Source organism: Paenibacillus sp. oral taxon 786 str. D14, from assembly GCF_000159955.1.
Taxonomy (GTDB): Bacteria; Bacillota; Bacilli; order Paenibacillales; family Paenibacillaceae; genus Fontibacillus; species Fontibacillus phoenicis.
This window is the reverse complement of the sequence record NZ_GG695992.1, coordinates 25,783-50,481: the sequence shown is the minus strand read 5'-3', so window position 1 is coordinate 50,481 and position 24,699 is coordinate 25,783. Positions and strand designations below refer to the sequence as shown.

Genomic DNA, 24,699 nt, shown 5'->3' with positions numbered 1-24,699 from the left:
CGTGCCTAGAGGCGGCGCGAGGAAGTGGAACTGCTCCTGGATCACGGAGCGGTTCGGGCCTTTCCCGATCGTCTGACGCACGACTTGCGGGATCAGCACCTGCCCGGACAGCACAGCGCGCACGCTGTTCTCCACAAAACTGTTCAGCTCCGGCTCCTTGCTGAAGCGCACCTCCAGCTTGGACGGATGCACGTTCACGTCAACCAAGGATGGGTGCATCTCCAGCATGAGCACCACTAGCGGATACCGATTAATCGGCAACAGCGTGTGATACGCGCGCAAAATCGCCTGATGAAGCCCTTGATTCCGGATATACCGGCCGTTCACAATCGTCGACATGCCCGAGCGACTGGACCGCGCCAAATCCGGACGCCCAATATACCCCGTCACCCGGTAATCCAGATCCTCCGCTTCAATCGGCACCATTCCTTTGGAGGCATTCACGCCATAGACGGCCGCAATGACCTGCAGCAGATCGCCGCCTCCCGGGCTTTGCAGCAACGTATTGCCGTTATGCCGCAACGTAAAAGCAATCTCAGGATGAGCCAGCGCCTGACGATACATCGTATCAGAGATATGCCCCAGCTCGGTCTGGATCGTCTTCATATACTTCAGCCTTGCCGGTGTATTGTAAAATAATTCCTTGACCACAATATCCGTTCCTTGCGGGGCAGCGATGTCCTCATTGAGTTTCAACGAGCCGCCTTCGATTTCAATCACCCGCCCGAGCCCGGAATCGTTGCTTGAAGAGACCAGCCGAACCTTGGCGACCGCCGCGATACTGGGTAAGGCTTCACCGCGGAACCCGAGGCTCCGGATCTGGAACAGGTCGCGTCCAGAGGTAATTTTACTTGTCGCATGGCGGTAAAACGCTGTTTCACAATCCTCCGGTTCAATCCCCGAGCCGTTGTCGGTCACGCGGATCAGCTGCATTCCACCCTCTTCAACGGCGACCTCGATTTTGGTAGCCCCTGCGTCAATGGCGTTCTCCACCAGCTCCTTGACCACCGAAGCCGGGCGCTCGACCACTTCCCCAGCGGCAATCTGGTTAGCGATATGCTCGTCTAATATTGCGATTTTTGCCATAGCTATTCCCTCCCTCCTTGTTTGACCGATCTTACGAAATCTGGACAAATCTATATGAAATTTCATATATATTCCCGAAAAAAACGACCAAATCGCCGTTTCTATTCGAAATTTCATACATAATCCGGGGCATGTCCGGGATTTCGCTCCAATCTATTCGATTTTTCATATACATTCCGCTAAAACCGCGGAACTGAACTTCATTCTATTCGAAATTTCATACACAATGGCACCGAGCGGACAGTTTCCCAAGCCGTGGTGGTGCCCATGCATAGATATCATCATACATAAACCGTTTGGTTCCTCAAAATCATCGTACAACGTTGCCCCTGTTCCGTTCTGTAACTGACTTCCTAGTATCTACCGTACGTTTACAAATCCTTCGCCTTCATCTTCAGATCATTGACCAGCTGCATAGCCTGCAGCGGTGTCATGTTCACCAAATCGGCATTTTTAATCAGGTTAATGATCGTACGTGTTGCCGGATCTTCCGGCGCCTGAGCGGCTGGCTTTGCTTGAACCAGCGGCTCATCGTCGCCAAACATCGAAAGCTGCACGACCGGGCCAACTTCACCGGCAAGCGGCTCAGCCGTAGCCGCAGCTTCCATCTCAGCCACAGCCTCTGTTGCTGCCGAAGCTGCAGCAGCATCCGCTGAAGCCGTACCCACAGCTGTTCCTGCAGCTGCTGCCGTTACCCGCACAACTTGATCGTTCTGCTCCTTCGTCACAAGCGGCTGAGCCGCCAGCGAAGAAGCTGCGGCTGTTGCAGCCACATCCACCGTTGCTGTCCCAGAGGTTAAACCAGCCACCGCAACGCTGCCCCCGTCCGCCAACGGACTTTTCTCCTCCAGCTCTTTCAGCAGCCCGTACGCCCGGCCGATGATCTCATCCGGCAGGCCGGCCAGCCGCGCGCAGTAGATGCCGTAGCTGGTGTCGGCCGCGCCGGGGATCAATTTGCGCAGGAAGTGCACCTTGTCGCCGCTTTCCTGCACCGCCATGCTGTAGTTATTCAGCCCGCGAAGGCTGTGCTCCAGGTAAGCCAGCTCATGGAAATGCGTCGACACCAGCGCCTTGCAGCCAATCCGGTCGTGGACGTATTCGATCACGGCCTGCGCAATCGCCATCCCTTCGCTGGTCGAGGTGCCCCGGCCCAGCTCGTCGATGATGATCAAGCTGCGCGGGGTGGCCTTTTCCGTCATGATCTGAATATCGGCCATCTCCACCATAAAGGTGCTTTGCCCGCCAATCAGATCGTCTGCTGCCCCAATCCGCGTGAAAATGCGGTCGACCAGCGGAATCTCCGCTTTGGCCGCCGGCACAAAGCTGCCGATTTGCGCCAGGATCGAAATCAGCGCAACCTGCCGCATATACGTGCTCTTTCCAGCCATGTTAGGACCCGTGATCAGCAGGATGCTCGCCTCGTCCTTGCGGAGCTCCGTACTGTTGGCGATAAATGCTGTATCCTTCATCACCGCTTCCACCACCGGATGCCGGCCTTGCTCCACAATGAAATCGTAGCCGTCGGTCAGCTTCGGCTTCACAAAGCTGTTGTCCGAGGCTACCTGCGCCAGCGAGCGCAACACATCGATTTCAGCGATTTGCTCAGCCAGCTTCTGCAAGCGAGGGATATCCGCAGCGATCCGTTCACGCAGCTCGTTAAACAGCGTGTATTCCAGATCGACCATCTTCTCCTCAGCTTCGAGAATCAGCGCTTCCTTCTCCTTCAGTTCCGGGGTAACAAAACGTTCTGCATTCGCCAGCGTCTGCTTCCGTTCATACCGCCCTTCCGGCAATGCAGACAGATTGGCGCGCGTCACTTCGATATAATAGCCAAAAACTTTGTTGTAACCGATCTTCAGCGATTTGATCCCCGTTGCTTGCCGTTCAGCCGCTTCCAGCTCGGCGATCCAGCGTTTACCGTTAACGCTGGCTTCGCGAAGCTCGTCCAATCTTGCATGATACCCAGCCTTAATAAGGCCTCCATCCCGCACCGACACCGGCGGTTCGTCAGCGATCGCTGCATCAATCATGTCGGCCAGATCCGCACACTCATCCATTGCCGAAGCAATCCGCTTCAACGTGGTTGAGGCCGAGTCTGCGCACAGCGTCTTGATCGCCGGCACCTGAAGCAGCGACGTTTTGAGGGCGACCAAATCCCGACCGTTCGCATTGCCGAAGGCGACGCGTCCCACCAGCCGCTCTAGATCGTAGATGTCCTGCAAAGCGCCGCGCAAATCCTCGCGCAAAATAAACGCGCTGTGCAGATGCTCCACTGCCTCCAGACGTTCCTCGATCCGCGTCTTCTGCAGCAGCGGCTTGTCGATCCAGCGCCGCAACAGCCTGGAGCCCATTGACGTTTCCGTGCGGTCAAGCAGCCACAGCAGCGATCCTTTTTTCGAACGCTCGCGAACCGTCTCAACCAATTCCAGATTCCGTCGTGTAAACGGGTCCAAAATCATAAAATGCTCCGGCTCATAAGCCGATATTTTCGTAAGTTGTCCCAGCGAGCGCTTCTGCGTCTCGCTTAAATAACCGACCAGGACAGCGATATTGTCCCGCCGCTCCGGCTCCAGACGAATCCATTCGGCCTCGCCAAACAGCGATCGTGCCGTATCTTCCTTCGCTTTCGCCCAAGGCGTATACACGACGGGCTTGCTCAGCGGAGCAGCTTGTCCCGCAATCCAATCCAGCAGTTCCTTGTCCCCGATGATTTCCGCCGGGTCGTACAGGCCAATCTCGTCGCGCAGCCACTCTTTGTTCGCCGGCGCCGACGTCGCGTACAGCTCCCCCGTGGACAGGTCACAGGCAGCCAGAGCCATCATCCCCTGCCGTTCAGTGACCGACACGATGTAGTTGTTCGTCCGTTCGCCGACGGTTTTCCCTTCCATGATCGTCCCCGGGGTGATGACCCGGACGATCTCACGCCGAACCATGCCTTTGGTTTGCGACGGGTCCTCCATCTGTTCGCAGATCGCAACTTTGTATCCTTTTTCAATCAAACGATGAATATAATTGTCCGCCGAATGGTAGGGAACACCGCACATCGGAATTTTCTCTTCGGCGCCCCCGTCCCGCCCGGTCAGTGTAATTTCAAGCTCCTTCGCAGCCAGGATTGCATCCTCAAAAAACATTTCATAGAAATCGCCCAGCCGGAAAAACAGAAACGCATCCTGCGCTTCCGCCTTAATCCGTAAATACTGCTCAATCATCGGCGTGTAGGTAGCCATGATTCCCCTCCAATTAACCTAAGCACATTCAGGTCTTTCATAGAATCCTATTATACCAGAAAAGGGCAACCCGGTTATGAAGGATTTTGCAATTTCCAGGCGGGGCGAATATCCGCAGATTCGTCCCAGACATAGCCGGACTGAATGGCATTCAGTAAAGGTTCGATATATCCCTGATATCGCGTATAGTCGGGAACTTCATGGATATCGGCGATCAGGCGGGGTAACGCTTCGCGAAGCGGTTGCTTTCTGCCGGTGTAAAACGCCGTCCAAACCGCCTCCTTCTCCAACGGTCGTGCCTTTAAGCGTTCCGCATGCTCGATAATGAAGCGCGCCAATGCCACGACCCCTTTGGTGACGAGCGGAGAGATTAGGAAGCTAGGTAAGGTGCGATATTCGAAGCCGCCGTACTCCTTGAACCGAAAATCGCCGAGAAACCCGTACTTCGGTCTACGTGGCGCACTTCGGGGATCCTCCAGTAGAGCTAGCGGCAGCGCCAGGTAATTGTCGAGCGTCCGCAGCAACTCTGGAGTTAACGACACTCCGCTGAAATGCAGGTGTCCGCCCAACGGAAAACCGCGTTGCGGCATCGCCCCCGCCTGCCAGATCAGCCCTTGATCTTCGATGGAAGCTCGGGCTTCATGAAATGCGCGCAGCAAATGAACGACAACATCGCGCGGTTCCTTGCCGGGGCGCGGCCTTAGCTCTGCCAGCGGAAATATCCGCTGCCCGCGATATCGCAACACATCGCAGCCCGCTTCCCCATGAAAGTGCAAGAAACGGGAAGCCGGAATCACTTTCCCATGGGCACGATCAAACAGCAAAAACTCGGGGTCCATCCCAATCAACCGCTCTGTCGGTGAGTCCAGCAGCTTCTCCTGTTCCTCCAGGGTAACTCGCATCGCCTGGGCAATGGCCTTGGTTGCCGCGCTGCCGAGGTCCGAGATCGGGGTGATGGAATCCACCGTAAATTTCCCCTCTTCCCCGGCCGAGATCACCACTTCACCAAAATCAAGTCCCACGGCGTATAGCGCCCGAACCGCCGTGTTCCTCAGGCGTTTATAAAGCGGTGACTCCGGGGACAAGGCTTCCCCCAAGAGCGGGAGCGTTAGCCCCGCTTTACCAAGCGGACGTACCTCCCAGGCCCGCAAGTGGAATACCGTAACGGCATAGCGGCGGAGATATGACGCAGTAGTGCTTGCAGCTGTTTGAGCGGTTCTTGCCTCAGGCGTTGGCTTCAGCCCAGCGGTTTCGAGCCGGCGCCGCCAGTCTTCCAGCGAGTGTGTCGGCCGTCCCAACACGATTTCCTGGACCCGGCCGCCCCAATACGCTTCCTCACGTCCGTAGTAAATCCATTGGGAATCGTCTGCAGCGGTTCGTACGAGCCGCCTTCCCGAAGCGGCACCTGCCCCCGCTGACTTCCTGCCGAAACTCGAAGATGTACGCAATAACGCTCTGCTGGATGATTCCGGTCCTTTCAACACCCGGTAGGGTCCGCCCAAACGTTCCAACGCCTGCAGCAGCCGAGCTTTAAATGTGCTGGAGCCCAGACGCATTTTTAGTACGAGGTGCTCATCCTTCACCACTGAGTTCATCCCCCGTCTTCGATAGAGGTATTATTCAAAAATAAAAACAAAAAGAGGGCAGCCGCCCTCTTCGACGACGCCCCTGCCGCATATGCTACAGTGTACACTGAAACTGTTGATACTTACCCCTTTGCCTACTTGCTTCCTGATCGAATTACAGTTCGTCGTCGAGGAGATCCGGATCCAAATCTTCATAATCGCCGAGCTCGGAGCCGAAATCGTAGTCCTTGTCATCAATGCCGCTGTTCGGCACGACCAGCACGTTCAACTTCGTTTCGGCAACCAGTTCCACCGCGAATTCGCGTTCCACCCGAATGGATACGCGGCCGTCTCCCGATACGGTGGCTTCGACGGTGCTCGGTTCCTGCGTGGCTTCTGCGGACACTTCCACCGTCGACGAACGGTGTCTGGAATCCAAGTAGTTCAGCGGTACATTCTCAACATACGATACCGTTTCTTTAGCGACCTCGGTCTGCGAGTTCTTGTCGTACGAATACCAGATGTTAATATCGTAAGTACCAATAACTTCAATTCCGTCTCCCGCTGCGACCGCTTCGTACTGGTGGTTGATGATCCAGGCCCCCAGGATGCTCGACGGTTTATGAGGGGGAGTCACGGTATGTGTTACGGTAGAGAACTTACGACCTTTGCCGCAGATCGCTTTCGTGATGATCTCTCTACTTTGATATTTCAATGACATGTTAGAACCTCCTCCATACATCATTCAATACAAGTGTATGCAGGACATTCGTCTAGGGTGACAACTATTTTATTGACGCCTGTTTTCGTTTTGCTCCCCGTTTTTCCGCGATTCGTGGAATGGGAGCCTTGTTTTTTTTGGAGACAGCTAGATATAAGGAAAGTTCTCGGCATAACTGCAAAATGGCTGAACGCATTTCAAATTCCTCACGGGTTGAAGGCATTTCCATTTTCTTGAACTCCTCCTCCAGCTCCGTAAGCATCTGCTCCGTAATCCCCGTATATTCCTCTTGATTTACGTCCACGCTAAGCCGGTCAAACAACACGGCCACAAATTCGCCTTGCGGGATACGTTGATACACTTGCGAAATCAGCTCCAGCATCCCTTCGATCCGGCTTAACTGCTCTTTGCGCATGATAAAATACGCCGTCCACGCCTCGTTGGGCGAGATCATCTGGTTCTCGGCTGCCCGTTTCGCGAGCGCATAACCCTCGTCGATCTTTCGGGCCGCATCGGTGATCTCCTTGCCATCCCATAAGCGGTAGGGATCACGCAACGAAGCGGCAATCTCCTGAAATATGCCGGAAAACAAAGCATCCACCTCACGCCGAGTTTCCAGCAGCTTGTCTTCCGTTTTGGGCATGTACAGAAAATTGACAACCATGGCCGAACCCAACCCAATGATCAGCAGCTCCACCTGGATTAACAGCACGTGCCAGGAGATCTCCCCGCCGCTAAATACGCGGAACACGACAACGGAGCTGGTCACAATCCCTTCCTTGAAGCCCGCGCGAGCGATCAATGGGAAAGCGACGAGGATGTAAATGGCCAGCACCCAAATATGAAACCCAAGGAAGTAGAAGATGCCAAAAGCAAGCAACAACCCCAAAGTTGAAGCAAAAAAACGTGCCGTTATCGATGCCAGGCTGCGCTTGCGGGTGACGTCGACCCCTAAAATCGCCAGCAGTCCCGCCGAATTGGCACCAGGCACCCCTAAGGCATCCGCAATAAATATTGCCATTAGCGTGGCAATGGCCGTTTTGATGACTCGAAAACCCATGAATTCTCACCCTTTTTGTCGAAAGCGATCTATGAAAATATCCTACTTGATTTTCGGAATCCAAACAATCCCATTTCTCCTGATCTGATCGAACGGGATCATGCTGCAAAGCGGCCTTGCACAACAATGATCCGTGAAATCCTCATTCGAAATTCGAATGGTCGCAGGCCGTTTTGATCACCGACCACGGACCGGCAGGGTAACGTCAACACAAGTCGGACTCCAAGAGCTGCAAAGACTGTCCCTTGCTTGAGGAGTGCACCTGAACAAGCAAAAGGGCCTGACCCTACATGCCTGGCACAGGACAGCAAAGAAGAAGATCGCCAACTACCTGACCAAGCTGGCCGGATAGGGCGATCTTCCTGTTTTCTTAAATAATTAGAATCAGAACTGTCTTGCATTGATATTAAGATTGTATTTATCCCCAGTTTTATTATAGATATAAACTTCCCAATCTCCGGATAATCCATTACCTAACATATCTTCAAAGCTTATTGTTTTTTGACTTCCTACCTTTAATTCATAACCATCTGTAATTTTCAGACCATTACGGCTGATATCAATAAAGACAGATGAAGAAGCATTATTTTTAACCCAAACGTTCAAATAGATACCATTTTCGGGCGCTGTAGTAAATTTACCAGTATATGCCGAAGAACCTGTATGAGTGACATTATTAATGAGATGCGCATCCATTGGATAGAACATGTTGTCATCAATAATTGTAGGTTTAATGTTTGATACTTCTTCCGTAGCTGACAATGACACCACAGATTGAGCGGATACCGGAGCAACATTTTCAGACGCAGATGCAACCGGGGCAAGAGATAACAAAGCCGATGCGATCCAAACAGCTGATACCTTTGTTTTCTTCACAGACTTGTAAACCTCCGAAAAAAATTCAAATTTATGTAAATAAACGGTTTGTGTAGATATCATACAATATTAGCCAATTATGATGGTTACATTTTTTTCATTTTTAAGAAACCGAAGTTTATATTTTTCTATATTTCCCTCTTTTTTCTTAGTTTTGAGTTGTTTATTGACCAGTGAACTTGTTCCTAACGCGATAATTCAACATATGCCAGCCCCCGGTGCGCTTATTTTGACTTTTGATTTCCTGATAATGGGGAAATCTTGTAGGGAGCGTTACCGCTCCCTCACCAGCTTCCTTTCGATATAGACGACCAACTGATACATCGCCGTCGCCACGATGGCGATGATGACCAGGCTCGACAGCACAAGGGTGAAGTTAAACACTTGAAACCCGTAGACGATCAGGTAACCGAGCCCGATTTTGGCAACGAGGAACTCCCCGACGATGACGCCGACCCAGGCCATCCCTACGTTCACCTTCAACGTAGACACGATGGTGGGGAACGAGGCGGGCAGAATCGCCTTCATAAACACGGCGCGCCGCGTGCCGCCAAACGTGCGGATCACCTTGACCAAGTTCGCGTCCACCTCATTGAAGCTGTTGAACACGACCAAGGTGGTTACAATCACGGTGATCGACAGCGTCGTAACGACGATGGCGGTAAAGCCGGCGCCGAACAGGACGATAAAGATCGGGCCGAGCGCCACCTTCGGCATGCTGTTGAATACGACCATATAAGGGTCCAGTACGCGGGAGAGAAACGGCGACCACCAGATCAGGACGGCCAACAAGGTGCCGATCAGCGTCCCAAGCAGAAAACCGACTGCCGTTTCCCCAACCGTCATCGCCAGATGCGGCCATAATTCCCCGCTGACCGCATCTTTGACAATCTGCTGTCCAACCTTGGACGGGTAACTGAAGATCAGCACATCGATCCATCGCAGTCGGCCCGCGAGTTCCCAAAGTCCGACGAACAACACGAGGATCAAGGCCTGAACGCCCACCACGTAGTTGCTCATCCGCCGCTTGCGCTTGCGGTGCAGTTGCCATTTCTCCTGCAGCCAGGCTTCCTGAGGGGTATTCGGTTTGGTTCTGGGCTGTGCCAAGAGCTATCCCTCCTCCCTTTCTGACGTTTCCAAGTCCCGCCAGATTTCATGGAACAGTTCGTTGAATCCCTCGGCTTCCCGGGCGTAGAACGGCTGCGCGTTTCGGATCGCCTCCGGGATCTCGTACATGCTGCGAATTCGCCCTGGTCTGGGGGCCAGCACGATCACCCGATCGCTGACCGCGATCGCCTCCGATAGATCGTGGGTCACCAATACGCCCGTTTTCTTCCGCTGCTTTAGCGTCCCCCACACCAAATCCTCCAGCTGTAGCTTCGTCTGGTAGTCCAGCGCTGAGAACGGCTCATCCAGCAGCAGCAGCTCCGGATCGGTCGCCAGCGTTCGCACAAGGGCCACCCGTTGGCGCATTCCGCCCGACAGCTGATGGGGATACAATTTCGCGGTATCGCCGAGCCCCATTTCGGCCAGCAACGCCCGCGCGTGCTCCACACTTTCCGGCGTTAACCTTCCGGTCAGTTCCAACCCCAGTACGGTATTGCTCAGAATCGTCCGCCACGGGAACAAGTAATCCTGCTGCAGCATATACCCCACCTGCGGGGTGGGGCCCGTTACCGGTTTGCCGTGCAGGAGCACCTCTCCCCGGGATGGGGCCAGCAGACCAGCCATGACGGAAAGAAGCGTGGTCTTTCCGCAACCGCTGGGACCAACCAAACTGATGAATTCGCCAGGCTCTACCGCTAAATTCATCCCTTGCAAGGCGAGGACGGCCTCCCGGTCCGTCACGTAGACCAGATCTAGGTTTTTCAGTTCCACGACAGATGGCAAAAGCGCTCACGCTCCTTTTCCGTTCACGTTCATGTTATTTGACGGATTTGACGGCTTGCTCGGCAAAGCTGTTATCCACCAGCTTATCCGCTTCCACCCGTTCATTGAGTTCTCCGGCGCTTTCCATCACGTCAAGCAGGTTGTTCCAGGCGTCCTCCGCCAAAGCCGGCGTTTCTGCATAGCTTCCCTGCTCCTGATACCGCTTGATCGAGCTGACCAAGATCTCCATGTCCGTATCTTTAAAATAAGGCGCAACCGTCTCGGCAATTTCTTCCGGCGTATGCGATTGAACCCAGCGTTGGGCTTTATGAATCGCATTCGTAAACTTCTGGACGATTTCCGAATGATCCTTGATATAGCTCTGCTTGGTCATAAATACCGTATAGGGCAGCCTGCCGCTCTCCGTACCAAAGGAAGCGACGACGTATCCTTTCCCTTCCTTCTCCACGATGGAGGCTTGGGGTTCAAACAGCTGAACGAATTGTCCCGTTCCCGATATGAATGCAGCCGTGATGTTGGCGAAGTCCACATTCTGGATTAACTCCAGATCCTGATGTGGATCGATCCCGTGCTTGCGCAGGGTGAACTCGCCCGCCATTTGCGGCATGCCTCCCTTCCGTTGACCCAGAAAGACGCTCCCCTTCAACATCTCCCAATCAAATTCGGCGGAGTCCCGGGCAACCAGGAAGGTACCGTCGGTTTGCGTCAATTGAGCGAAGTTGATCACGGGATCTGTGGAGCCTTGCTGATACACGTAAATCGACGTCTCGGCTCCGACCAACGCCACGTCGATGGCCCCCGACAGCAATGCCGTCATCGTTTTGTCACCACCCGCCGTTGTTTGCAGCTCCACGTCCAGTCCTTCTTCTTTAAAGAAACCTTTTTCCAATGCGACGTACTGAGGGGCATAAAATACGGAACGGGTGACTTCCCCGATTTTGACCTTTTGTGCTTTGCCGCTTCCTCCACAAGCGCTTAGCGCTGCGGTCAGGAGGACGATGAGCGCGATCCATAACCCCTTTCTTACGTTGTTCATGCCATTCACCTCTCCTTCTAAATGGGGTTTCATAGCCAATCGATGTCTAGCGGTTGGCCAGAAGATACACTAAATACTATGCGATGGCCTAACAAAAGGTTAAGCCGTGCCGGGGCGTTCCAAGTTCGATGTACGAAAAAAAGCTGCCCCTAAGAGCGGATGAATCCGCCTTAGGGGCAGCTTTCGACCGGCATCGCTTTAGATGCCGTAAATGCTTTTGAATTTCTGTTCTAGATAATCTGCGAGATAGTCCGGGTTTAACTCTTCGCCGGTGACCGCAAGGATCAGCTCCGACGGTTTCCGGCTCTTGCCGTATTTGTAGATTTTGTCAGTCAGCCATTCCTTGATGGGCTGGAAGTTGCCTTCGGCGACGAGCTCTTCAAATTGCGGCAGCTCTTTCCGCAGCGTATTGGCGATTTGGGCAGCATACATGTTGCCAAGCGCATAGGATGGGAAGTACCCAAACAGACCGGCCGACCAGTGTACGTCCTGCAGAACGCCAAGCCCGTCGTTAGGCGGAGTCAAGCCGAGATAGTCGCGGTATTTCTCATTCCAGACTTTCGGCAGCTCGCTGACCGGCAACCCTTCATTAAAGAGCATCTTCTCAATCTCATAACGGATAATAATATGCAAGTTATAAGTCAGCTCATCCGCTTCAATCCGGATTAAGGAGTTCTCTACACGATTGATGCCGCGGAAGAACTGCTCCGGCGTAACCCCTTGAAGCTGTTCTGGAAAATGCTGCTGCAACTCGCCGAAATACCGTTGCCAGAATTGCAGGCTGCGCCCAACGAAGTTCTCCCAGAAACGGGACTGGGACTCATGGATCCCCATCGACGTTCCTTGGCCCAGCGGCGTTCCAGCCAGCTCTTTCGATACGTTCTGCTCGTAAAGCGCATGCCCGCCTTCATGCAAGGAACTGAAGATGGCACTGGCGACATCATCCTGCTTGTAGTTCGTAGTGATCCGCACGTCGCCATGGTTGATCGTGGTTTGGAACGGGTGAACCGTTTCGTCAATCCGTCCAGCTGCAAAATCGTAGCCGATTTGTTCGAGCAGGAACCGGCTAAACTTCGCTTGCTGCTGGTTATCATACAGCTGGTTCAGGAATGGAGCTTCCGGCTTATTCTTCGCTCCAGCTACCGCCTCAACCAAGGGAACGAGTCGATCGCGTAGCTGGCCGAAGACCTGGTCGAGTTTCTCGGTAGTCAGGTCCGGTTCATACATATGTAGTAACGTATCATAACGCGTAGCCTTCGGACCCCAGTAGTCGATAAACTCCTGAATCTTTGCCACGATTTTCGTTAAATAAGGTTCAAAGCCGGCGAAATCGCTGTTCTCCTTAAAGTCTTCCCACACCGTTTCGGCATGGGCTGTCAGCTCCGTATATTCGCGGAATTTCTGTGGCGGAATCTTGACGCTTCGGTCGTATTCCTCCTGCACATCGAGCACCATCCGGCGCTTCACATCATCCAATTCCTCCAGGACGGCAGGCTGGTTCAAATAAGCTAAGTACTCGCCCATCTCGGCTGACGTTTGCAGCTTAAAAGCTTCCGTGGACAACAATCCGATGGTCGCTGCCCGGGTCTCCGCCCCTTTGCGCGGTGCACCGGTGCGTAAATCCCAGTTCATCAGCGCGACCGCTTCCCCGTATGCATGAATCTTCTGCAGAAGCTCCCGAAAGAGCTCCCATTTCTCAACCGTTTCCTGTTTCATGACAACTCCCGCCTTTACTGGTGAAATATAGTTGCTACTCTTGATGATACTTTTAACTAAACGTATAATCAAATTTTAAGTAGACGAATTCGTTAATTTTTATTGAAATTTTATTTTGATGTAAAGGAGTTGCCTCTTCCTTATGAAAATCACGCTTAACGCAACGGCCAAAAAAATGATCGACGACAAGTTAGCTGGCCAGCCTGGCTTGCTCCGCCTCGTCTACGATACGGAAAACTGCGGCTGCGGCATGAGCGGTGTTCCCGTACTGAACATCGTATCCGAACCGGGTCCATATGATATTCCCATGGACAATGAAGCCTACCCATTTTGGATTGACAAAATGCAGGCTGTTTTTTTTGAAGAGGAGCTGTCCTTGAAAGGGGAAGAAGCAACCGGGACGTTCCGCTTGGATGGGCCGTCCCAGTTTTACAAATCCAATATTCCATTGGTAGACCGCCGGTAATTCGCCGTATTCGTGCCAACAACAAACAAGGAGGTAGTAACATGAATCAATTGCAGTCGATACTGGAGTTCAACCGTAAATTTGTCGAGGAGAAGGAATACGAGAAATATGTAACGGATAAATTTCCTGAGAAGAAAATGGCGATCGTGACCTGTATGGATACGCGGCTCGTCGAATTGCTCCCGAAAGCGATGAACCTGCGCAACGGCGATGTGAAGCTGATCAAGAACGCCGGCGCAATCATTTCCCAGCCTTTTGGGAGCGTCATGCGTAGTCTTCTCGTTGCGATCTACGAATTACATGCCCAGGAAGTATTCATCGTTGGTCATACCGGCTGCGGTATGGCTGCGCTCAATTCGGACCGGATGATTGGCTCCATGCGGGAACGGGGTATCAGCGACGACACGTTGAACACGATCGAGAATTCCGGCATCAAGCTAAACAAATGGCTGCGCGGTTTCGATAACGAGAAGGAAGGGATCATTCGGACCGTCAATATCGTTAAGAGGCACCCGCTCCTTCCTGCAGATGTTCCTGTTCACGGGTTGCTGATTGATTCCACGACAGGCGAGCTGGAACTGATTATCGACGGGTACCAGCCTCTTCCGAAATAAGCCCGACACGACTAGAGATAACCTGCATCTATGGGAAAGGAAAGGAACAAAGAGATGACGTATAATTTCGACGAACGTGTGCCGCGGAGAGGAACCTACTCCGAGAAATGGGATCTTGGAAAGGAGCTGTTTGGGAATCCGGACGTATTGCCTTTGTGGGTAGCGGACATGGATTTCCGTTGTGCGCCGGCCATTGTCCAAGCCGTCACGGAACGGGCCAGGCTGGGGATTTACGGCTACACCTCCCGGCCCAAAGAATACCTGGAGGCTATCACCGGCTGGCTGGAGCGCCGGCATGGCTGGAACGTTCATCCGTCCTGGTTGACCGACACTCCAGGCGTCGTGCCTGCGCTCAGCGTAGCCGTTCAGGTATTAACCGAACCGGGAGATCGGGTTATCCTGCAATCCCCGGTCTATAATCCGTTCTATGATGTCATTCGCAATAACGGACGCGAAGTTGCCGAAAATCCGTTGGTTCTCGAGGATGGACGTTACCGGATGGACTACGATCATCTGGAATCGTTGATGCAAGGCGGCGCGAAGCTGATGCTGCTGTGCAGCCCCCATAATCCCGGCGGACGGGTCTGGACCCGTGAGGAGCTGGAACGGGTTGGCGAGCTGTGCCTGAAATATGGAGTGAAGGTCGTCTCGGACGAAATTCACTGCGATTTGGTCTTCGCCGAATACCGTCATGTGCCGTTTGCATCGTTGTCTGAACCCTTTGCCGGAATCACAATTACCTGCGCGGCTCCTTCCAAGACGTTTAACATCCCTGGCCTCGCGACGGCTTATACGATCATTCCAAACGTGGCCATCCGCAAACAATTTGCCGAACGGATCAAAGCGCAAGCCATCGGTTCGCTGAACTTTTTCGGTCCTACGGCGACCATCGCAGCGTATACGCAAAGCGAGGATTGGCTTGACGCCGTCCTAGCCTATATTCGTGCCAACCGTGACTTCGCCGTCGCTTATCTCGCCGAGCATCTGCCAGCGGTGGCCCCCGTTCTATCCGAAGGCACTTACTTATTATGGGTGGATTGCCGTGCACTGGGATGGAAAAAAGCTGAGATGAAGCAAGTGATGTATAAGGAAGCCAAAATCGCCTTCACGGAAGGCTCCATCTACGGCGAGAACGGCGAAGGATTCCTGCGGATCAACCTGGCTTGCCCACGCTCGTTGCTGGAAGAAGCACTGGAGCGTTTCTGCGCAGCAGTTGCCGCTCATCAAGCCTAATCGCTGGGAACGAAATAACCAGCGAAAACACTCAAGCCGGAAGACCTCTCGTCTTCCGGCTTGTTTTTTTAAGTGCGACGCATGTAAGCGCGGACCGTAATCGGTGCAAAAACCGCTACAATAACGGCTGCTCCGATAAGAGAGCTCAGCATATCTCCACCAATGGTTCCATGATTCACCAGCTCCCGAACCGCTGTCACCAAATGCGAAATCGGATTGATGTTGGCAAACCATTGCAGCCATTTTGGCATCGTTTCAACCGGAACAAACGCATTGGACAGGAACGTCAACGGAAACAACACGATCATCGATATCCCTTGTACGCTGGATGCGGTTCGCGCGATAACGCCAAAGAAAGCAAAGATCCAGCTAACTGCCCAAGAACAAACGATCACCAGCAGCGCCGCAAGAGCGACATAACCAAATCCCCCATCCGGACGAAAGCCCATCATGTATCCCATAGCAAACGTCAGGACGGTCGCAATCGTATAGCGGACCGTATCGGCCAGCAAGGCTCCGGCCAATGGCGCGATCCGAGCAATCGGCAGCGACTTAAAGCGGTCGAAAACGCCCTTCTCCATATCCTCGCGCAGCTGTACTCCGGTAACGACAGAGGTGGAAATGACGGTTTGCACCAGAATCCCTGGAATAATGACCGGCAAGTAGCTCATCACATCCCCCGAGATCGCCCCGCCGAAAATATACGTAAACATCAGCGTGAAAATAATCGGCTGGAGCGTCACGTCAAATAGTTGCTCCGGTGTCCGCTTGATTTTTAACAATCCTCGATACGCCATGGTCAACGAGTGACGAAGCGATTGACGGAAGCTGGTTTGATTCTTTAATGGCCGTGCGGCCTTAGCGTTAACAACCGTGTTGCTCATGCGATTACCCCCTTCTGATCAAGAACATAAGCCTGAGGACCTGCGGTGTTCTCTTCAACGCCCCGCCCGGTCAGTGTCAAAAAGACTTCGTCCAACGTTGGTTTCTGAACGCTTAATTCCGCCAAATCCACATCCGCTTCGCGCAAGGCGATCAAGAGGTCGGTCACCAGATCGGCCTCCGCCATCGGGGCGGTAATTTTTCCTGCCTCTGCTGTGAGGGTGGAAGGCACTTTCAGCACCTGCTCCACAATGCGGCGAGTTTCTGCCAAATGAAGTGGATTCTTAATTCTTAACTGCAGCGACGAGGCTCCCACCGAGGTCTTTAACTCGTCGACAGTGCCTTCTGCGATGACCTGCCCGCGATCAATCACGGCGATCCGGTCTGCCAGTTGGTCGGCTTCATCCAGATACTGGGTGGTTAACAACACCGTCGATCCGGTCGCAACAAGACGGCGAATCGTATCCCACATCTGCGACCGCGTTCGCGGATCCAGCCCTGTCGTCGGTTCATCCAGGAAAATGAGCGGCGGCTGGGCAATCAGGCTCGCTGCCAAATCCAGCCGCCGGCGCATCCCGCCGGAGAAGTGCTTTAGCGGGCGCTTGGCCGCTTCCGACAACCCAAACTCCTCCAGCAGCTCCGCTGCTTTCCGGCGAGCCTCGCTACGCCCCAAGCCTAACAGCCTGGAGAAAATGACGAGATTTTCCGTAGCGCTCAGCGTTTCATCCACCGAGGCGTATTGTCCGGTCACGCCGATCAGCTGACGGACAATATGCTGCTCCTTGACGACATCGTGCCCAAAAATGCGGGCGGAACCCGCGTCTTTACGCAGCAATGTCGCCAGCATGCGGATCGTCGTCGTTTTTCCTGCCCCGTTAGGTCCCAGGACGCCATAAATCATCCCGCTCCCCACCTGCAGGTTCACTCCGTCTACCGCCCGGTTCGTTCCAAATATTTTCACGAGTCCCTCAGCTTCAATCGCCAGTTTAGTTGCGCCCCCCGTGAAGGCGGAAGTTTTCGTAATCATCTGTTAAGTCCTCCTATCCTTCAACCAATGTGATTTACAGTTAGGAGATTAACGGAGGTAGTTAAACTGAATTTAAACGAAAAAAAAACACACCCTTGTTCGGGTGTGTTCATCTCTTGGGGGCTTAATTGGGCTTCGTTTTACGCAGTTCTTTCAGTTGCTCGTAAGCCTGCCCCAGCGCTTTTTTTCGCTGCTCCATGACTTGCAGGTGCTGGCGTTCAATCTCAGTAAACCGCTCGCTGTCAAAAAGGATCCAGTTCTTCATCATGGAAGCATCAGGAAGGATTTGTCTCCGAATCTCTTTTTGTTTCACAGCCACGCAGCACAAATAATTATGCTGCACTTCCAATTTCGTGATCTCGAACCAGGGATCCAGGCAGATGCCTAGGTTCCCCGCATAGAAGGTCTGCTTATGATCGTGGAAGGGATGATATCCGTAAGGCACCGTTACGATGAGGGTTCCGCCGTCTGCCAGCAATCGATAAGCATGACTGATCAAAACTCCGGGATTCGCAAAATGCTCCAGAATTTGTCCTAGAATGACCGTATCAAATAGCTTATGACCTTGGAATTCAGTGACATCGGCTACTTTAAACTGAACTTTGGACCGGACAGGCTTAGATTCCCGGGACAACTCCCTTTTCGCATAATGGATAGCTCCTTCTTCCAAATCTAACCCTAGAACCCTGCGTCCTTCTCGGCCCAGGAGGATCGAAGTAATCCCTTGGCTGCACCCTACGTCAAGTACTCTTCTGCCAGTGACTTGACGGCAAATCCAGTGGATACGTGCTCTTGTTGCTTCATGGGACTTTTCCGAGTTTACCTGGCCATAATAGCGCTCGTTGACCCGATCTTGGTTTACCAAAATCCTTCACCTCCTCTATTTCGAGGAAACCGCGGTTAACTCATAAATTCTTTCAGGACTTTCTGGATTTCTGCCGGGCTTAGACGGTCTTTTTGCGGTACCTTCTTGACTAAGGTATTATTTTGATGGATGACATTCACATAATTTCGGGGAGCCAACAGTTCATGGGGTAAATCAATCACATTGCCATGTGTACCCCGCCCTGGAAGCTTCACGCGATATCCCTTCATATACTCGGCAGTCTTGTAAAGAAAAACATAGAATTGCGGGGAATAATGAAAGGTTGGTGCCATTTCTCCATTGACCGTGTCCCATAAATAGCCGTTTTGATTGATCAAAGCAATCGTTCCTTGCTTCGGTTGATAATCGTACAGCTGCTGGACATACGTTTTATGATACAGGTCGTCAGAATCCAAACGTGCGATATATAAATCCTCGCTATTTCCGGCGTATGCTTTCATTTTCTCGATACTGTTGCGTTTCGTTCCAAACCAGATATTGTTTGGCAGCGGCGGATATTTTGACAGGATATCTGCTACAATCACTTCGCTTTCTTCGGCAATCTTAAATATCGCCAGAAAGTTTTGATTCGTTTGGGCTCTTAATGATTTCAAGGTAAAGTTACGAAAGATCGCGATGCGCTTCTCCAACCACGGCCGAGTCAGCCGATCTGGCGATAACCCGAACGTATTGAAATTGCTTTCAATCACTACTTTTCTAGTCATGCACTTCCCTCCTTGTCATAATAGCCCGTATGGTTACTTTTACTTTCGTGTAACGGAGCTACCGATCTTTCACTATATGTTGGACGTGAGGAGAAGGACAGGGCCGTCTTCCAATAACGCAGTTACCCCATGAATTCTTTTAGCACTTTTTTCTGCTCCTCTTTCGACAGTCGTCCTCTAACCGGGAGCGTTCTCGGGATCGAATTATAGCGGTGAATAACTTCGACAAAGTTACGAGGAGTTAAGATTTCATGAGGTAATTCAATCACGTTCCCGTGTGTGGCCCTTCCTGGCAGCTTGATGCGATATCCGGATGTAAATTCCGATGTCTTATACAAGAACACATAGTATGGAGGAGATTTTCGAAACATCGGTACCATTTCTCCATGGATCGAGTCGTAAGCGTAACCGTTTTGATTAATTAAAACAAGGGTGCCTGGCTTCGGTCGATGGTCATGCAGCTGTTGGATATAGGATTTATGGTACATATCGTCAGATTCCATGCGAACTAAATACAAATTCTCGCAGGATCCAGCATAGGTTTTAATGCGCTCCATCCCTTCTTGATGGGTTACAAACATGATGTTTTTCGGTAGACGAGGGTATTTAGCCAAAATCTCGTTGATCATTTTCTCTGTCTCGGGTACGACCTTGAAGATCGCCATAAAGTCTTGATTGGTTTGAACTAACAGCGACTTCAGTGTGAACTCGCGAAAAATCTGAATTCGATTCTCTAGCCAGGGACGGGTCAGCCGGTGCGGACTAAATCCAAATGTATTAAAATTGCTTTCGATTACGATCCTTTTTGACATCTACAATCCTCCTTGCTTATAGCCGCTCACTCAGCTTAATCTAGTTCTGGAAAACAGGCCTTCTACTTTTTACTATATGTTTGTGATAACGAACGGACAGGACGGATTCCATTGCTTGCTGAAAATAGTCTTGTACCCTCCTCTACTACTTGGCAGTACAAGCACACAATTCATTCCGTGCTCGCAATCATAGACTGAAATGATTAAGCATGCGAAAGGAATGAATTGTCGGATGCAACAAATCTATTTAGATACTAAAGACTTGCTAAAGACAATCGAAGACGCACTCAAGAATCAGAAGGCATTTTCCTTAGTAAGGATTGGTGACGGGGAGAATTTGGTCATGTCTCAACATCATGTCTGGCCTGTGTCTAAAGTGCTTCAGGAACGGTGGGCCATCAAAGCCAACCGAGGGGAAAAAGGCCTGACCCTACCAAATTTACATCTGCGAAACGCCGTGATTTCTTCTGTAAAAAAGGCGACCGTTGTTGGAATCCTTCCTCCCGGAGACAACACGATTAAAGCACCGGATTATTTAAAAAGACCCTTAACGGACGAAGTGTTCTCCTATTACAAGATTGAGCCGCCTTTGATTTGCCATGCCGGAGTGAACCGGGAGTTGGCCAAAATGGAGGAATTCTGGTCCCTCCTTTCCGGCCGGAGAATTCTGATCATCACACGGGAAGCTGCAAAGCTCAAGGAACGGCTTGAACAAGAACCCTATAATCAAAAGATCGTACATGCACTGCCGTTTGACCAATGGTCGGAGTATCGGAATACGATGAAGTGGGTTATCGCGCATAAGAACAGCTTTGACGTGGCTCTGATTTCCTGCGGAGTCAGTGCAGTAGTTCTCGCGGAACAGATTGCGGCGAAATCGGGCAAAGTCGCTCTCGACTTTGGCAAAGCTAACAATATCATATTGAAAGGGCGCCCCAATTAACCTGTGGGCGCCCTCGTTAGGTTCTAAACTTAGCTGTCTTACTTTCCAATCCGCATATAGTCCCGGATCGACATCGCCCCCGGAACTCGGGCATATTGATCCAGGTGTCCTAGCCGCAGACGTGGCTGCCATTTGATGAGGCCTTGATCCGGAATCAACTCGCCGATAAGCATGCGGATCAGCGTACTTTTTCCTGCACCGTTCTGTCCGACAAGCCCCATATGCTCACCCGCATGTAATTCCAGAGAAGTTCCTTGTCTCCAATTCGGTGCGTTACACCGCTTATTTCTAATAACCTCATAGCTAACTCCCCTTATCGCTGAAAAAATAAAAAAGCAGAGAAACTAGCGCCTGTCGGCGCCGGCCCTCTGCTACGGGAACTCCCTTAAAAAACGCAAAGGACCAAGGACAAAACATTGTCCTTGGCCCATCCATTCATACACCGGTTTCAAGCACACTTAAATAAGCCTAGGGATTATATGCTTTCCGAGTTGCGCTGTCACTTAACATGAATCGATTTCGAGGCTACGTTTGTCACGGCAGTGCGCCTTCCTGGATGACCGGTTTGCCGGCTTCCAGCAATGCTTGATTCCGTCCAAGAAAGATCGAAAGAATTAAGATGAGAAGGCCGGTCGCAATCAGCAGCCATTCGATCGCGATCACATCGGCGATCGGCCCGAAGATCAACATCCCGATCGGCATCATCGACGTGGAAATCATGCTGAACACCCCGAAAATCCTTCCCAAATAGCTCTCATCGACTTTTTCCTGAATCATCGTCATCGTTGGCGTATTAAAAGCCGGCATGGCTACCCCAAACAAGGCCATAAACGCCAGATAGATCCAAAAGACGGGAATGACGCCGAGCAAAAACGTGCATGCCCCCATCAGAACGGTAGCCAGCGTCATCGTATGGACTTTATTCTTAAAGCCGCCCCATGCGGCAATCAATCCCCCACCCGCCATCATGCCGACAGAAAAAGCAATTTCAATTGCAGTAAGCCGCCAGACTTCCTCGCCGTAAGTTCGAGTCACCTGAAGCGGGGTTAAAAATGCGGCGGGGGCCATCAGAATAAAGAAGACCGCCATGAAAGCGAAAAAGGATTTTAAGTACGCTTGCCGACGAATGTAGAGCAGCCCCTCCTTAAGATCGCTGAAATAGCTGGACGACTGCTGGTCGGTGGCACGTTGATGCGGCGGAATCCGGAAATAAAGCAACAGTGTCAAAATTGCGATCGCCGCCGTAACCACATCGATGAAGAAAATGGTTTCGATCGTAGCCACGGTAAGCAGTGCAGCGCTGACGATAGGGGACACAAACATAATGACGGCTTGAATGCTTCCGTTAATTCCGTTCACCTTCGTTAATTGGTCGGACGGTACGATTTGCGGCAAAATTGCCCCAACTGACGGCGTCTGCACACCCGAGCCAAGCGCACGAATCGCAGCCATAACAAAGAGCAGCCATGCTTCCTCATATCCCATCAGGAACAGGAGCGCGAGGATCAGGGTGGCCAAAGCGATCATGCCATCTGACAGCATAATTAACCATTTTCGGTTGTATCGGTCCGCCCAAACGCCCGCCACCGGGGATAACAGGAACGTGGGAATAAACCCGCAGATGATATATAACGTCATCATAATCCCCGACTTCGTATTCAGCGTAATATACCACATGATGGCATACTGCACCAGCGAAGAACCAAACAGTGAAATGGTTTGACTGCTCAGGAACAGGATGATATTTCTTTTCCACTGCTCTTTTGTTGTCGCTTGATTTGACCTGTCTACGTTATTCACGGACATCCCCTCTCGATCTGAAAATTACAGAATAATTATACTGTAAGCGACTCCAAATCACCAAATCAATGGAAAAGATGGTTATAAAAAAGAACCCCGAATCCCGGGGTACATCGAGCCTTGTTATAATTTGGCGTTCTCCTCTTTGGCCATGGAACGAATGTAGAACACTCCCAGCACGGAACAAAGCAGAAACGAGAAGAACGCCATCGCTGCTGCCTGCTCTCGCTCCTGAAAGACACTAAACACCTGCTGCATGGACACGCCCAGCATTTGCGGTGAGTTAGCCCCCAGCAAGAATGGAGCCGTAAAGGAGCCAATAGCCCCCATAAACACGAAGGTTAGCGCAACGAGAAACGTTTTGTAGGACAACGGTAAAATAAATCTCGCAAACAATCTTAACTTCCCTGTTCCGACGTCTTTGGCGCTTTCGATAACCGATGAAGGAATTCCGGCCAGCGCCGAGCTGAGCAGCATGGTCGTAAACGGAATATTGAACCAGAGGTTCGCAATGATGATCCCCTTCTCATCGAAAATAATCCGCGGCAGCGTGACGCCGATGTGCGTAAGCAGGCGCGCCAACCAGCCGTGGTTCCCGAGCAGATTGATCAGCCCATAAGTCGCGATCACCCCTGGAATGAACAACGGGATCATATACGTCTTGCGTATCAGCTCGACGATGGGGCCCTGATTAAAACGCATGTAGATCGCCAGCGTATAGCTGATTAGCAGCACCAAGGCACAGGTAATGAGGGTGATCCGCAAGGTAAACAGTAAATTCGCCCGCATCCCTTTATCCGCAAACAGGTAATGGTACCGGCTCAAATCGTATCCCCCAGCCTCGTTCGTGAGACTTAGCACCAATGATTGGATGATAGGGATGATGACGACAACCAATAAAATGGCGAAGGAGGGGAGGACCATTGCCAGCCCCGCCATCGCTTGTTTCCACTCTTTACTCATTGTGCAGCAACTTCACTTTGCCAACGTTTGTTGATTTCTGTGCCGAGGTCGCCAATGTTGAAGGTGCGGAAGCCTTCGGCCACCCCTTTGAATTTATCCTGTGTTTCCTGCGGCATATTGGACAATTCGATCCCCGGGAACCCGTTCATTTTCTCGACGATGACGTTTTGTGCTTCTGGCGACAGGACAAAGTCGAGGAACTGGTAGATTGCTTCTTTTTTATCGGACTCCCCGTTGACCATCAGATACGTAGGCCCGCCGTTAAAGCCAGGCGTGATTTGCTGCATTTTGATCGTATCGGGAAGCAAGCCTTCGTTAATTTGCTGCAGCACCATATCCGACCATGCCGGAATCAGCGATACCTCGCCGTTCATCAGAAGATCTAAGGTGCCTTGGTTCTTCTTAGGGTAAATCCCATCACCGTAAACGTATTGACCCAGCTCTTTGAGCGTTTGGAATCCAGGATCCCATTTGGCCATCACGGATGGATCGGAATTGTGAATATCTTCCTCTGGTAAGTCCTTGTAGATTACCGTATGAACAAAGGAACTGCCCGCACCGCCGGTGGACGGGTCATTATAAGCAAATTGTCCAGGGTTCGCCTTGATCCAAGCCAACAGCTCGTCCAACGTTTTTGGCGGGTTGGAGATTTTCGTACTGTCGTAAGCTAGAACAACGGCGGAGGAACGGTAAGGAATTGCGTAGTTATCCACGTCTTTCATAGTATCGGGATTGACCTTGGCCAGATTCGGGATAGCGTTCGAATCTAACTGCTGCCACACTCCGTCCTTCGTGCCTTGGGATACAACGCCGATTCCGTCTTCATACAAATCGATGTCCCCCGAGCCTTTGCCAGCCTGCTTGGCAGCCAGAATCCGATCATAGGTCGGCTGCGCACCGGTTCCGGACGGGATATAAACGGGGTTCACGTCTACTTGATTGTTTTGCTTCTCGAACATCGGAATCAGTGTATCCCACAGATCCTTCACGTTTTGCGAGCCTGTAAAGTAAAAGTTAAACTTCACCGGTGCATTCGCCGTTGCCGGCGTTGTCGTTGATTCGCCCTGTGCTCCTGTATTTGACGCCGCTCCATTTATACCCGCACCCCCACATCCGGCAAGCAAGGTCATTGACAACAACGCAGTAGACAATAGAGTTAACCACGGTTTCTTGGATCTCATGTTCGTTTATC

Annotated in this window: 23 protein-coding genes; 4 read left to right on the top strand and 19 right to left on the bottom strand. The window is 51.8% G+C overall.

The window, feature by feature from the left end; all coding sequences use genetic code 11:
- The 10 genes from mutL to POTG_RS19620 form a co-directional block, all read right to left on the bottom strand.
- Positions 1 to 1,086: DNA mismatch repair endonuclease MutL (gene mutL, locus POTG_RS19665; protein ID WP_157273527.1), on the bottom strand; the 1,086-nt coding region annotated here is incomplete at its 3' end.
- A gap of 371 nt (positions 1,087 to 1,457) precedes the next feature.
- A complete protein-coding gene (mutS, locus tag POTG_RS19660; protein WP_009226587.1) occupies positions 1,458 to 4,313 on the bottom strand; it encodes a DNA mismatch repair protein MutS in 2,856 nt (951 codons plus the stop codon).
- 74 nt (positions 4,314 to 4,387) lie between these two features.
- Positions 4,388 to 5,908, bottom strand: coding sequence for a putative amidoligase domain-containing protein (locus tag POTG_RS19655; protein ID WP_412836942.1), 1,521 nt, complete (start codon positions 5,906 to 5,908; stop codon positions 4,388 to 4,390).
- A gap of 145 nt (positions 5,909 to 6,053) precedes the next feature.
- Positions 6,054 to 6,599, bottom strand: coding sequence for an outer spore coat protein CotE (gene cotE, locus POTG_RS19650; protein WP_016312022.1), 546 nt, complete (start codon positions 6,597 to 6,599; stop codon positions 6,054 to 6,056).
- A gap of 64 nt (positions 6,600 to 6,663) precedes the next feature.
- Positions 6,664 to 7,659: an aromatic acid exporter family protein gene (locus POTG_RS19645; protein ID WP_009226584.1), complete on the bottom strand. Its 996-nt coding sequence runs from the start codon at positions 7,657 to 7,659 to the stop codon at positions 6,664 to 6,666.
- A 384-nt stretch (positions 7,660 to 8,043) separates the two neighbouring features.
- Positions 8,044 to 8,535, bottom strand: a complete 492-nt coding sequence (locus tag POTG_RS19640; RefSeq protein ID WP_009226583.1) for a hypothetical protein — start codon at positions 8,533 to 8,535, stop codon at positions 8,044 to 8,046.
- Positions 8,536 to 8,808: 273 nt separating this feature from the next.
- Positions 8,809 to 9,555 carry an ABC transporter permease gene (locus tag POTG_RS19635; RefSeq protein WP_085982556.1) on the bottom strand — a complete coding sequence of 249 codons (747 nt, stop codon included), beginning with the start codon at positions 9,553 to 9,555 and terminating at the stop codon, positions 8,809 to 8,811.
- Positions 9,556 to 9,645: 90 nt separating this feature from the next.
- Positions 9,646 to 10,425: an ABC transporter ATP-binding protein gene (locus POTG_RS19630; RefSeq protein ID WP_009226581.1), complete on the bottom strand. Its 780-nt coding sequence runs from the start codon at positions 10,423 to 10,425 to the stop codon at positions 9,646 to 9,648.
- A gap of 34 nt (positions 10,426 to 10,459) precedes the next feature.
- Entirely contained in the window at positions 10,460 to 11,461 is a 1,002-nt protein-coding gene (locus POTG_RS19625; protein ID WP_036646375.1) for an ABC transporter substrate-binding protein, read from the bottom strand.
- A gap of 198 nt (positions 11,462 to 11,659) precedes the next feature.
- A complete protein-coding gene (locus POTG_RS19620) occupies positions 11,660 to 13,177 on the bottom strand; it encodes a carboxypeptidase M32 (RefSeq protein ID WP_009226579.1) in 1,518 nt (505 codons plus the stop codon).
- Between the two features lie 142 nt (positions 13,178 to 13,319).
- On the opposite strand from POTG_RS19620, the gene POTG_RS19615 reads away from it, so the two are divergent.
- Genes POTG_RS19615 through POTG_RS19605 form a run of 3 tightly spaced genes read left to right on the top strand, consistent with a single transcriptional unit; the run spans position 13,320 to position 15,490 of the window.
- Entirely contained in the window at positions 13,320 to 13,643 is a 324-nt protein-coding gene (locus tag POTG_RS19615) for an iron-sulfur cluster biosynthesis family protein (protein WP_009226578.1), read from the top strand.
- A gap of 41 nt (positions 13,644 to 13,684) precedes the next feature.
- A complete protein-coding gene (locus POTG_RS19610) occupies positions 13,685 to 14,257 on the top strand; it encodes a beta-class carbonic anhydrase (protein ID WP_009226577.1) in 573 nt (190 codons plus the stop codon).
- 54 nt (positions 14,258 to 14,311) lie between these two features.
- On the top strand, positions 14,312 to 15,490 hold the full coding sequence (locus POTG_RS19605; protein ID WP_036646379.1) for a MalY/PatB family protein: 1,179 nt from the start codon (positions 14,312 to 14,314) through the stop codon (positions 15,488 to 15,490).
- Between the two features lie 68 nt (positions 15,491 to 15,558).
- Here the strand turns inward: POTG_RS19605 and POTG_RS19600 are convergent, their stop codons facing one another.
- The 5 genes from POTG_RS19600 to POTG_RS19580 form a co-directional block, all read right to left on the bottom strand.
- Entirely contained in the window at positions 15,559 to 16,374 is an 816-nt protein-coding gene (locus POTG_RS19600) for an ABC transporter permease (RefSeq protein ID WP_009226575.1), read from the bottom strand.
- Positions 16,371 to 17,399, bottom strand: coding sequence for a daunorubicin resistance protein DrrA family ABC transporter ATP-binding protein (locus tag POTG_RS19595; RefSeq protein WP_009226574.1), 1,029 nt, complete (start codon positions 17,397 to 17,399; stop codon positions 16,371 to 16,373). The genes POTG_RS19600 and POTG_RS19595 overlap by 4 nt, the downstream gene beginning before the upstream one ends.
- 124 nt (positions 17,400 to 17,523) lie before the next feature.
- Positions 17,524 to 18,264, bottom strand: coding sequence for a class I SAM-dependent methyltransferase (locus tag POTG_RS19590; RefSeq protein ID WP_009226573.1), 741 nt, complete (start codon positions 18,262 to 18,264; stop codon positions 17,524 to 17,526).
- Between the two features lie 35 nt (positions 18,265 to 18,299).
- A complete protein-coding gene (locus POTG_RS19585) occupies positions 18,300 to 18,989 on the bottom strand; it encodes a glycosyltransferase (protein ID WP_009226572.1) in 690 nt (229 codons plus the stop codon).
- Between the two features lie 122 nt (positions 18,990 to 19,111).
- Positions 19,112 to 19,801 (bottom strand): glycosyltransferase, encoded by a 690-nt coding sequence (locus tag POTG_RS19580; RefSeq protein ID WP_009226571.1) that lies wholly within the window; start codon positions 19,799 to 19,801, stop codon positions 19,112 to 19,114.
- Between the two features lie 232 nt (positions 19,802 to 20,033).
- On the opposite strand from POTG_RS19580, the gene POTG_RS19575 reads away from it, so the two are divergent.
- Complete coding sequence (locus POTG_RS19575; RefSeq protein WP_028537770.1) at positions 20,034 to 20,744, top strand: GT-D fold domain-containing glycosyltransferase; 711 nt, start codon at positions 20,034 to 20,036, stop codon at positions 20,742 to 20,744.
- Positions 20,745 to 20,782: 38 nt separating this feature from the next.
- Here POTG_RS19575 and POTG_RS25265 read toward each other — a convergent pair whose 3' ends face one another.
- The 4 genes from POTG_RS25265 to POTG_RS19555 form a co-directional block, all read right to left on the bottom strand.
- Positions 20,783 to 20,989 carry an ATP-binding cassette domain-containing protein gene (locus POTG_RS25265; RefSeq protein ID WP_442852593.1) on the bottom strand — a complete coding sequence of 69 codons (207 nt, stop codon included), beginning with the start codon at positions 20,987 to 20,989 and terminating at the stop codon, positions 20,783 to 20,785.
- Positions 20,990 to 21,278: 289 nt separating this feature from the next.
- The gene (locus POTG_RS19565) at positions 21,279 to 22,550 is read right to left on the bottom strand and encodes an MFS transporter (RefSeq protein WP_050769821.1); all 1,272 of its coding nucleotides are present in this window, start codon (positions 22,548 to 22,550) and stop codon (positions 21,279 to 21,281) included.
- A 117-nt stretch (positions 22,551 to 22,667) separates the two neighbouring features.
- Positions 22,668 to 23,507, bottom strand: coding sequence for an ABC transporter permease (locus tag POTG_RS19560; protein ID WP_009226567.1), 840 nt, complete (start codon positions 23,505 to 23,507; stop codon positions 22,668 to 22,670).
- Complete coding sequence (locus tag POTG_RS19555; RefSeq protein WP_009226566.1) at positions 23,504 to 24,688, bottom strand: extracellular solute-binding protein; 1,185 nt, start codon at positions 24,686 to 24,688, stop codon at positions 23,504 to 23,506. Before POTG_RS19555 ends, POTG_RS19560 begins: the two co-directional genes overlap by 4 nt.
- Positions 24,689 to 24,699 lie beyond the last annotated feature (11 nt).

What these genes read in the sequence shown, in the direction of transcription:
- POTG_RS19575 (WP_028537770.1), top strand. Translation starts at nt 20,034, where the DNA reads ATGCAACAAATCTATTTAGATACTAAAGACTTGCTAAAGACAATCGAA.
- POTG_RS19625 (WP_036646375.1), bottom strand. Translation starts at nt 11,461, where the DNA reads ATGAACAACGTAAGAAAGGGGTTATGGATCGCGCTCATCGTCCTCCTG.
- POTG_RS19655 (WP_412836942.1), bottom strand. Translation starts at nt 5,908, where the DNA reads ATGAACTCAGTGGTGAAGGATGAGCACCTCGTACTAAAAATGCGTCTG.
- cotE (WP_016312022.1), bottom strand. Translation starts at nt 6,599, where the DNA reads ATGTCATTGAAATATCAAAGTAGAGAGATCATCACGAAAGCGATCTGC.
- POTG_RS19615 (WP_009226578.1), top strand. Translation starts at nt 13,320, where the DNA reads ATGAAAATCACGCTTAACGCAACGGCCAAAAAAATGATCGACGACAAG.
- POTG_RS19580 (WP_009226571.1), bottom strand. Translation starts at nt 19,801, where the DNA reads ATGTCAAAAAGGATCGTAATCGAAAGCAATTTTAATACATTTGGATTT.
- mutS (WP_009226587.1), bottom strand. Translation starts at nt 4,313, where the DNA reads ATGGCTACCTACACGCCGATGATTGAGCAGTATTTACGGATTAAGGCG.
- POTG_RS19555 (WP_009226566.1), bottom strand. Translation starts at nt 24,688, where the DNA reads ATGAGATCCAAGAAACCGTGGTTAACTCTATTGTCTACTGCGTTGTTG.
- POTG_RS19605 (WP_036646379.1), top strand. Translation starts at nt 14,312, where the DNA reads ATGACGTATAATTTCGACGAACGTGTGCCGCGGAGAGGAACCTACTCC.
- POTG_RS19565 (WP_050769821.1), bottom strand. Translation starts at nt 22,550, where the DNA reads ATGTCCGTGAATAACGTAGACAGGTCAAATCAAGCGACAACAAAAGAG.
- POTG_RS19600 (WP_009226575.1), bottom strand. Translation starts at nt 16,374, where the DNA reads ATGAGCAACACGGTTGTTAACGCTAAGGCCGCACGGCCATTAAAGAAT.
- POTG_RS19620 (WP_009226579.1), bottom strand. Translation starts at nt 13,177, where the DNA reads ATGAAACAGGAAACGGTTGAGAAATGGGAGCTCTTTCGGGAGCTTCTG.
- POTG_RS19610 (WP_009226577.1), top strand. Translation starts at nt 13,685, where the DNA reads ATGAATCAATTGCAGTCGATACTGGAGTTCAACCGTAAATTTGTCGAG.
- POTG_RS19645 (WP_009226584.1), bottom strand. Translation starts at nt 7,659, where the DNA reads ATGGGTTTTCGAGTCATCAAAACGGCCATTGCCACGCTAATGGCAATA.
- POTG_RS19560 (WP_009226567.1), bottom strand. Translation starts at nt 23,507, where the DNA reads ATGAGTAAAGAGTGGAAACAAGCGATGGCGGGGCTGGCAATGGTCCTC.
- POTG_RS19585 (WP_009226572.1), bottom strand. Translation starts at nt 18,989, where the DNA reads ATGACTAGAAAAGTAGTGATTGAAAGCAATTTCAATACGTTCGGGTTA.
- POTG_RS19595 (WP_009226574.1), bottom strand. Translation starts at nt 17,399, where the DNA reads ATGATTACGAAAACTTCCGCCTTCACGGGGGGCGCAACTAAACTGGCG.
- POTG_RS19635 (WP_085982556.1), bottom strand. Translation starts at nt 9,555, where the DNA reads ATGAGCAACTACGTGGTGGGCGTTCAGGCCTTGATCCTCGTGTTGTTC.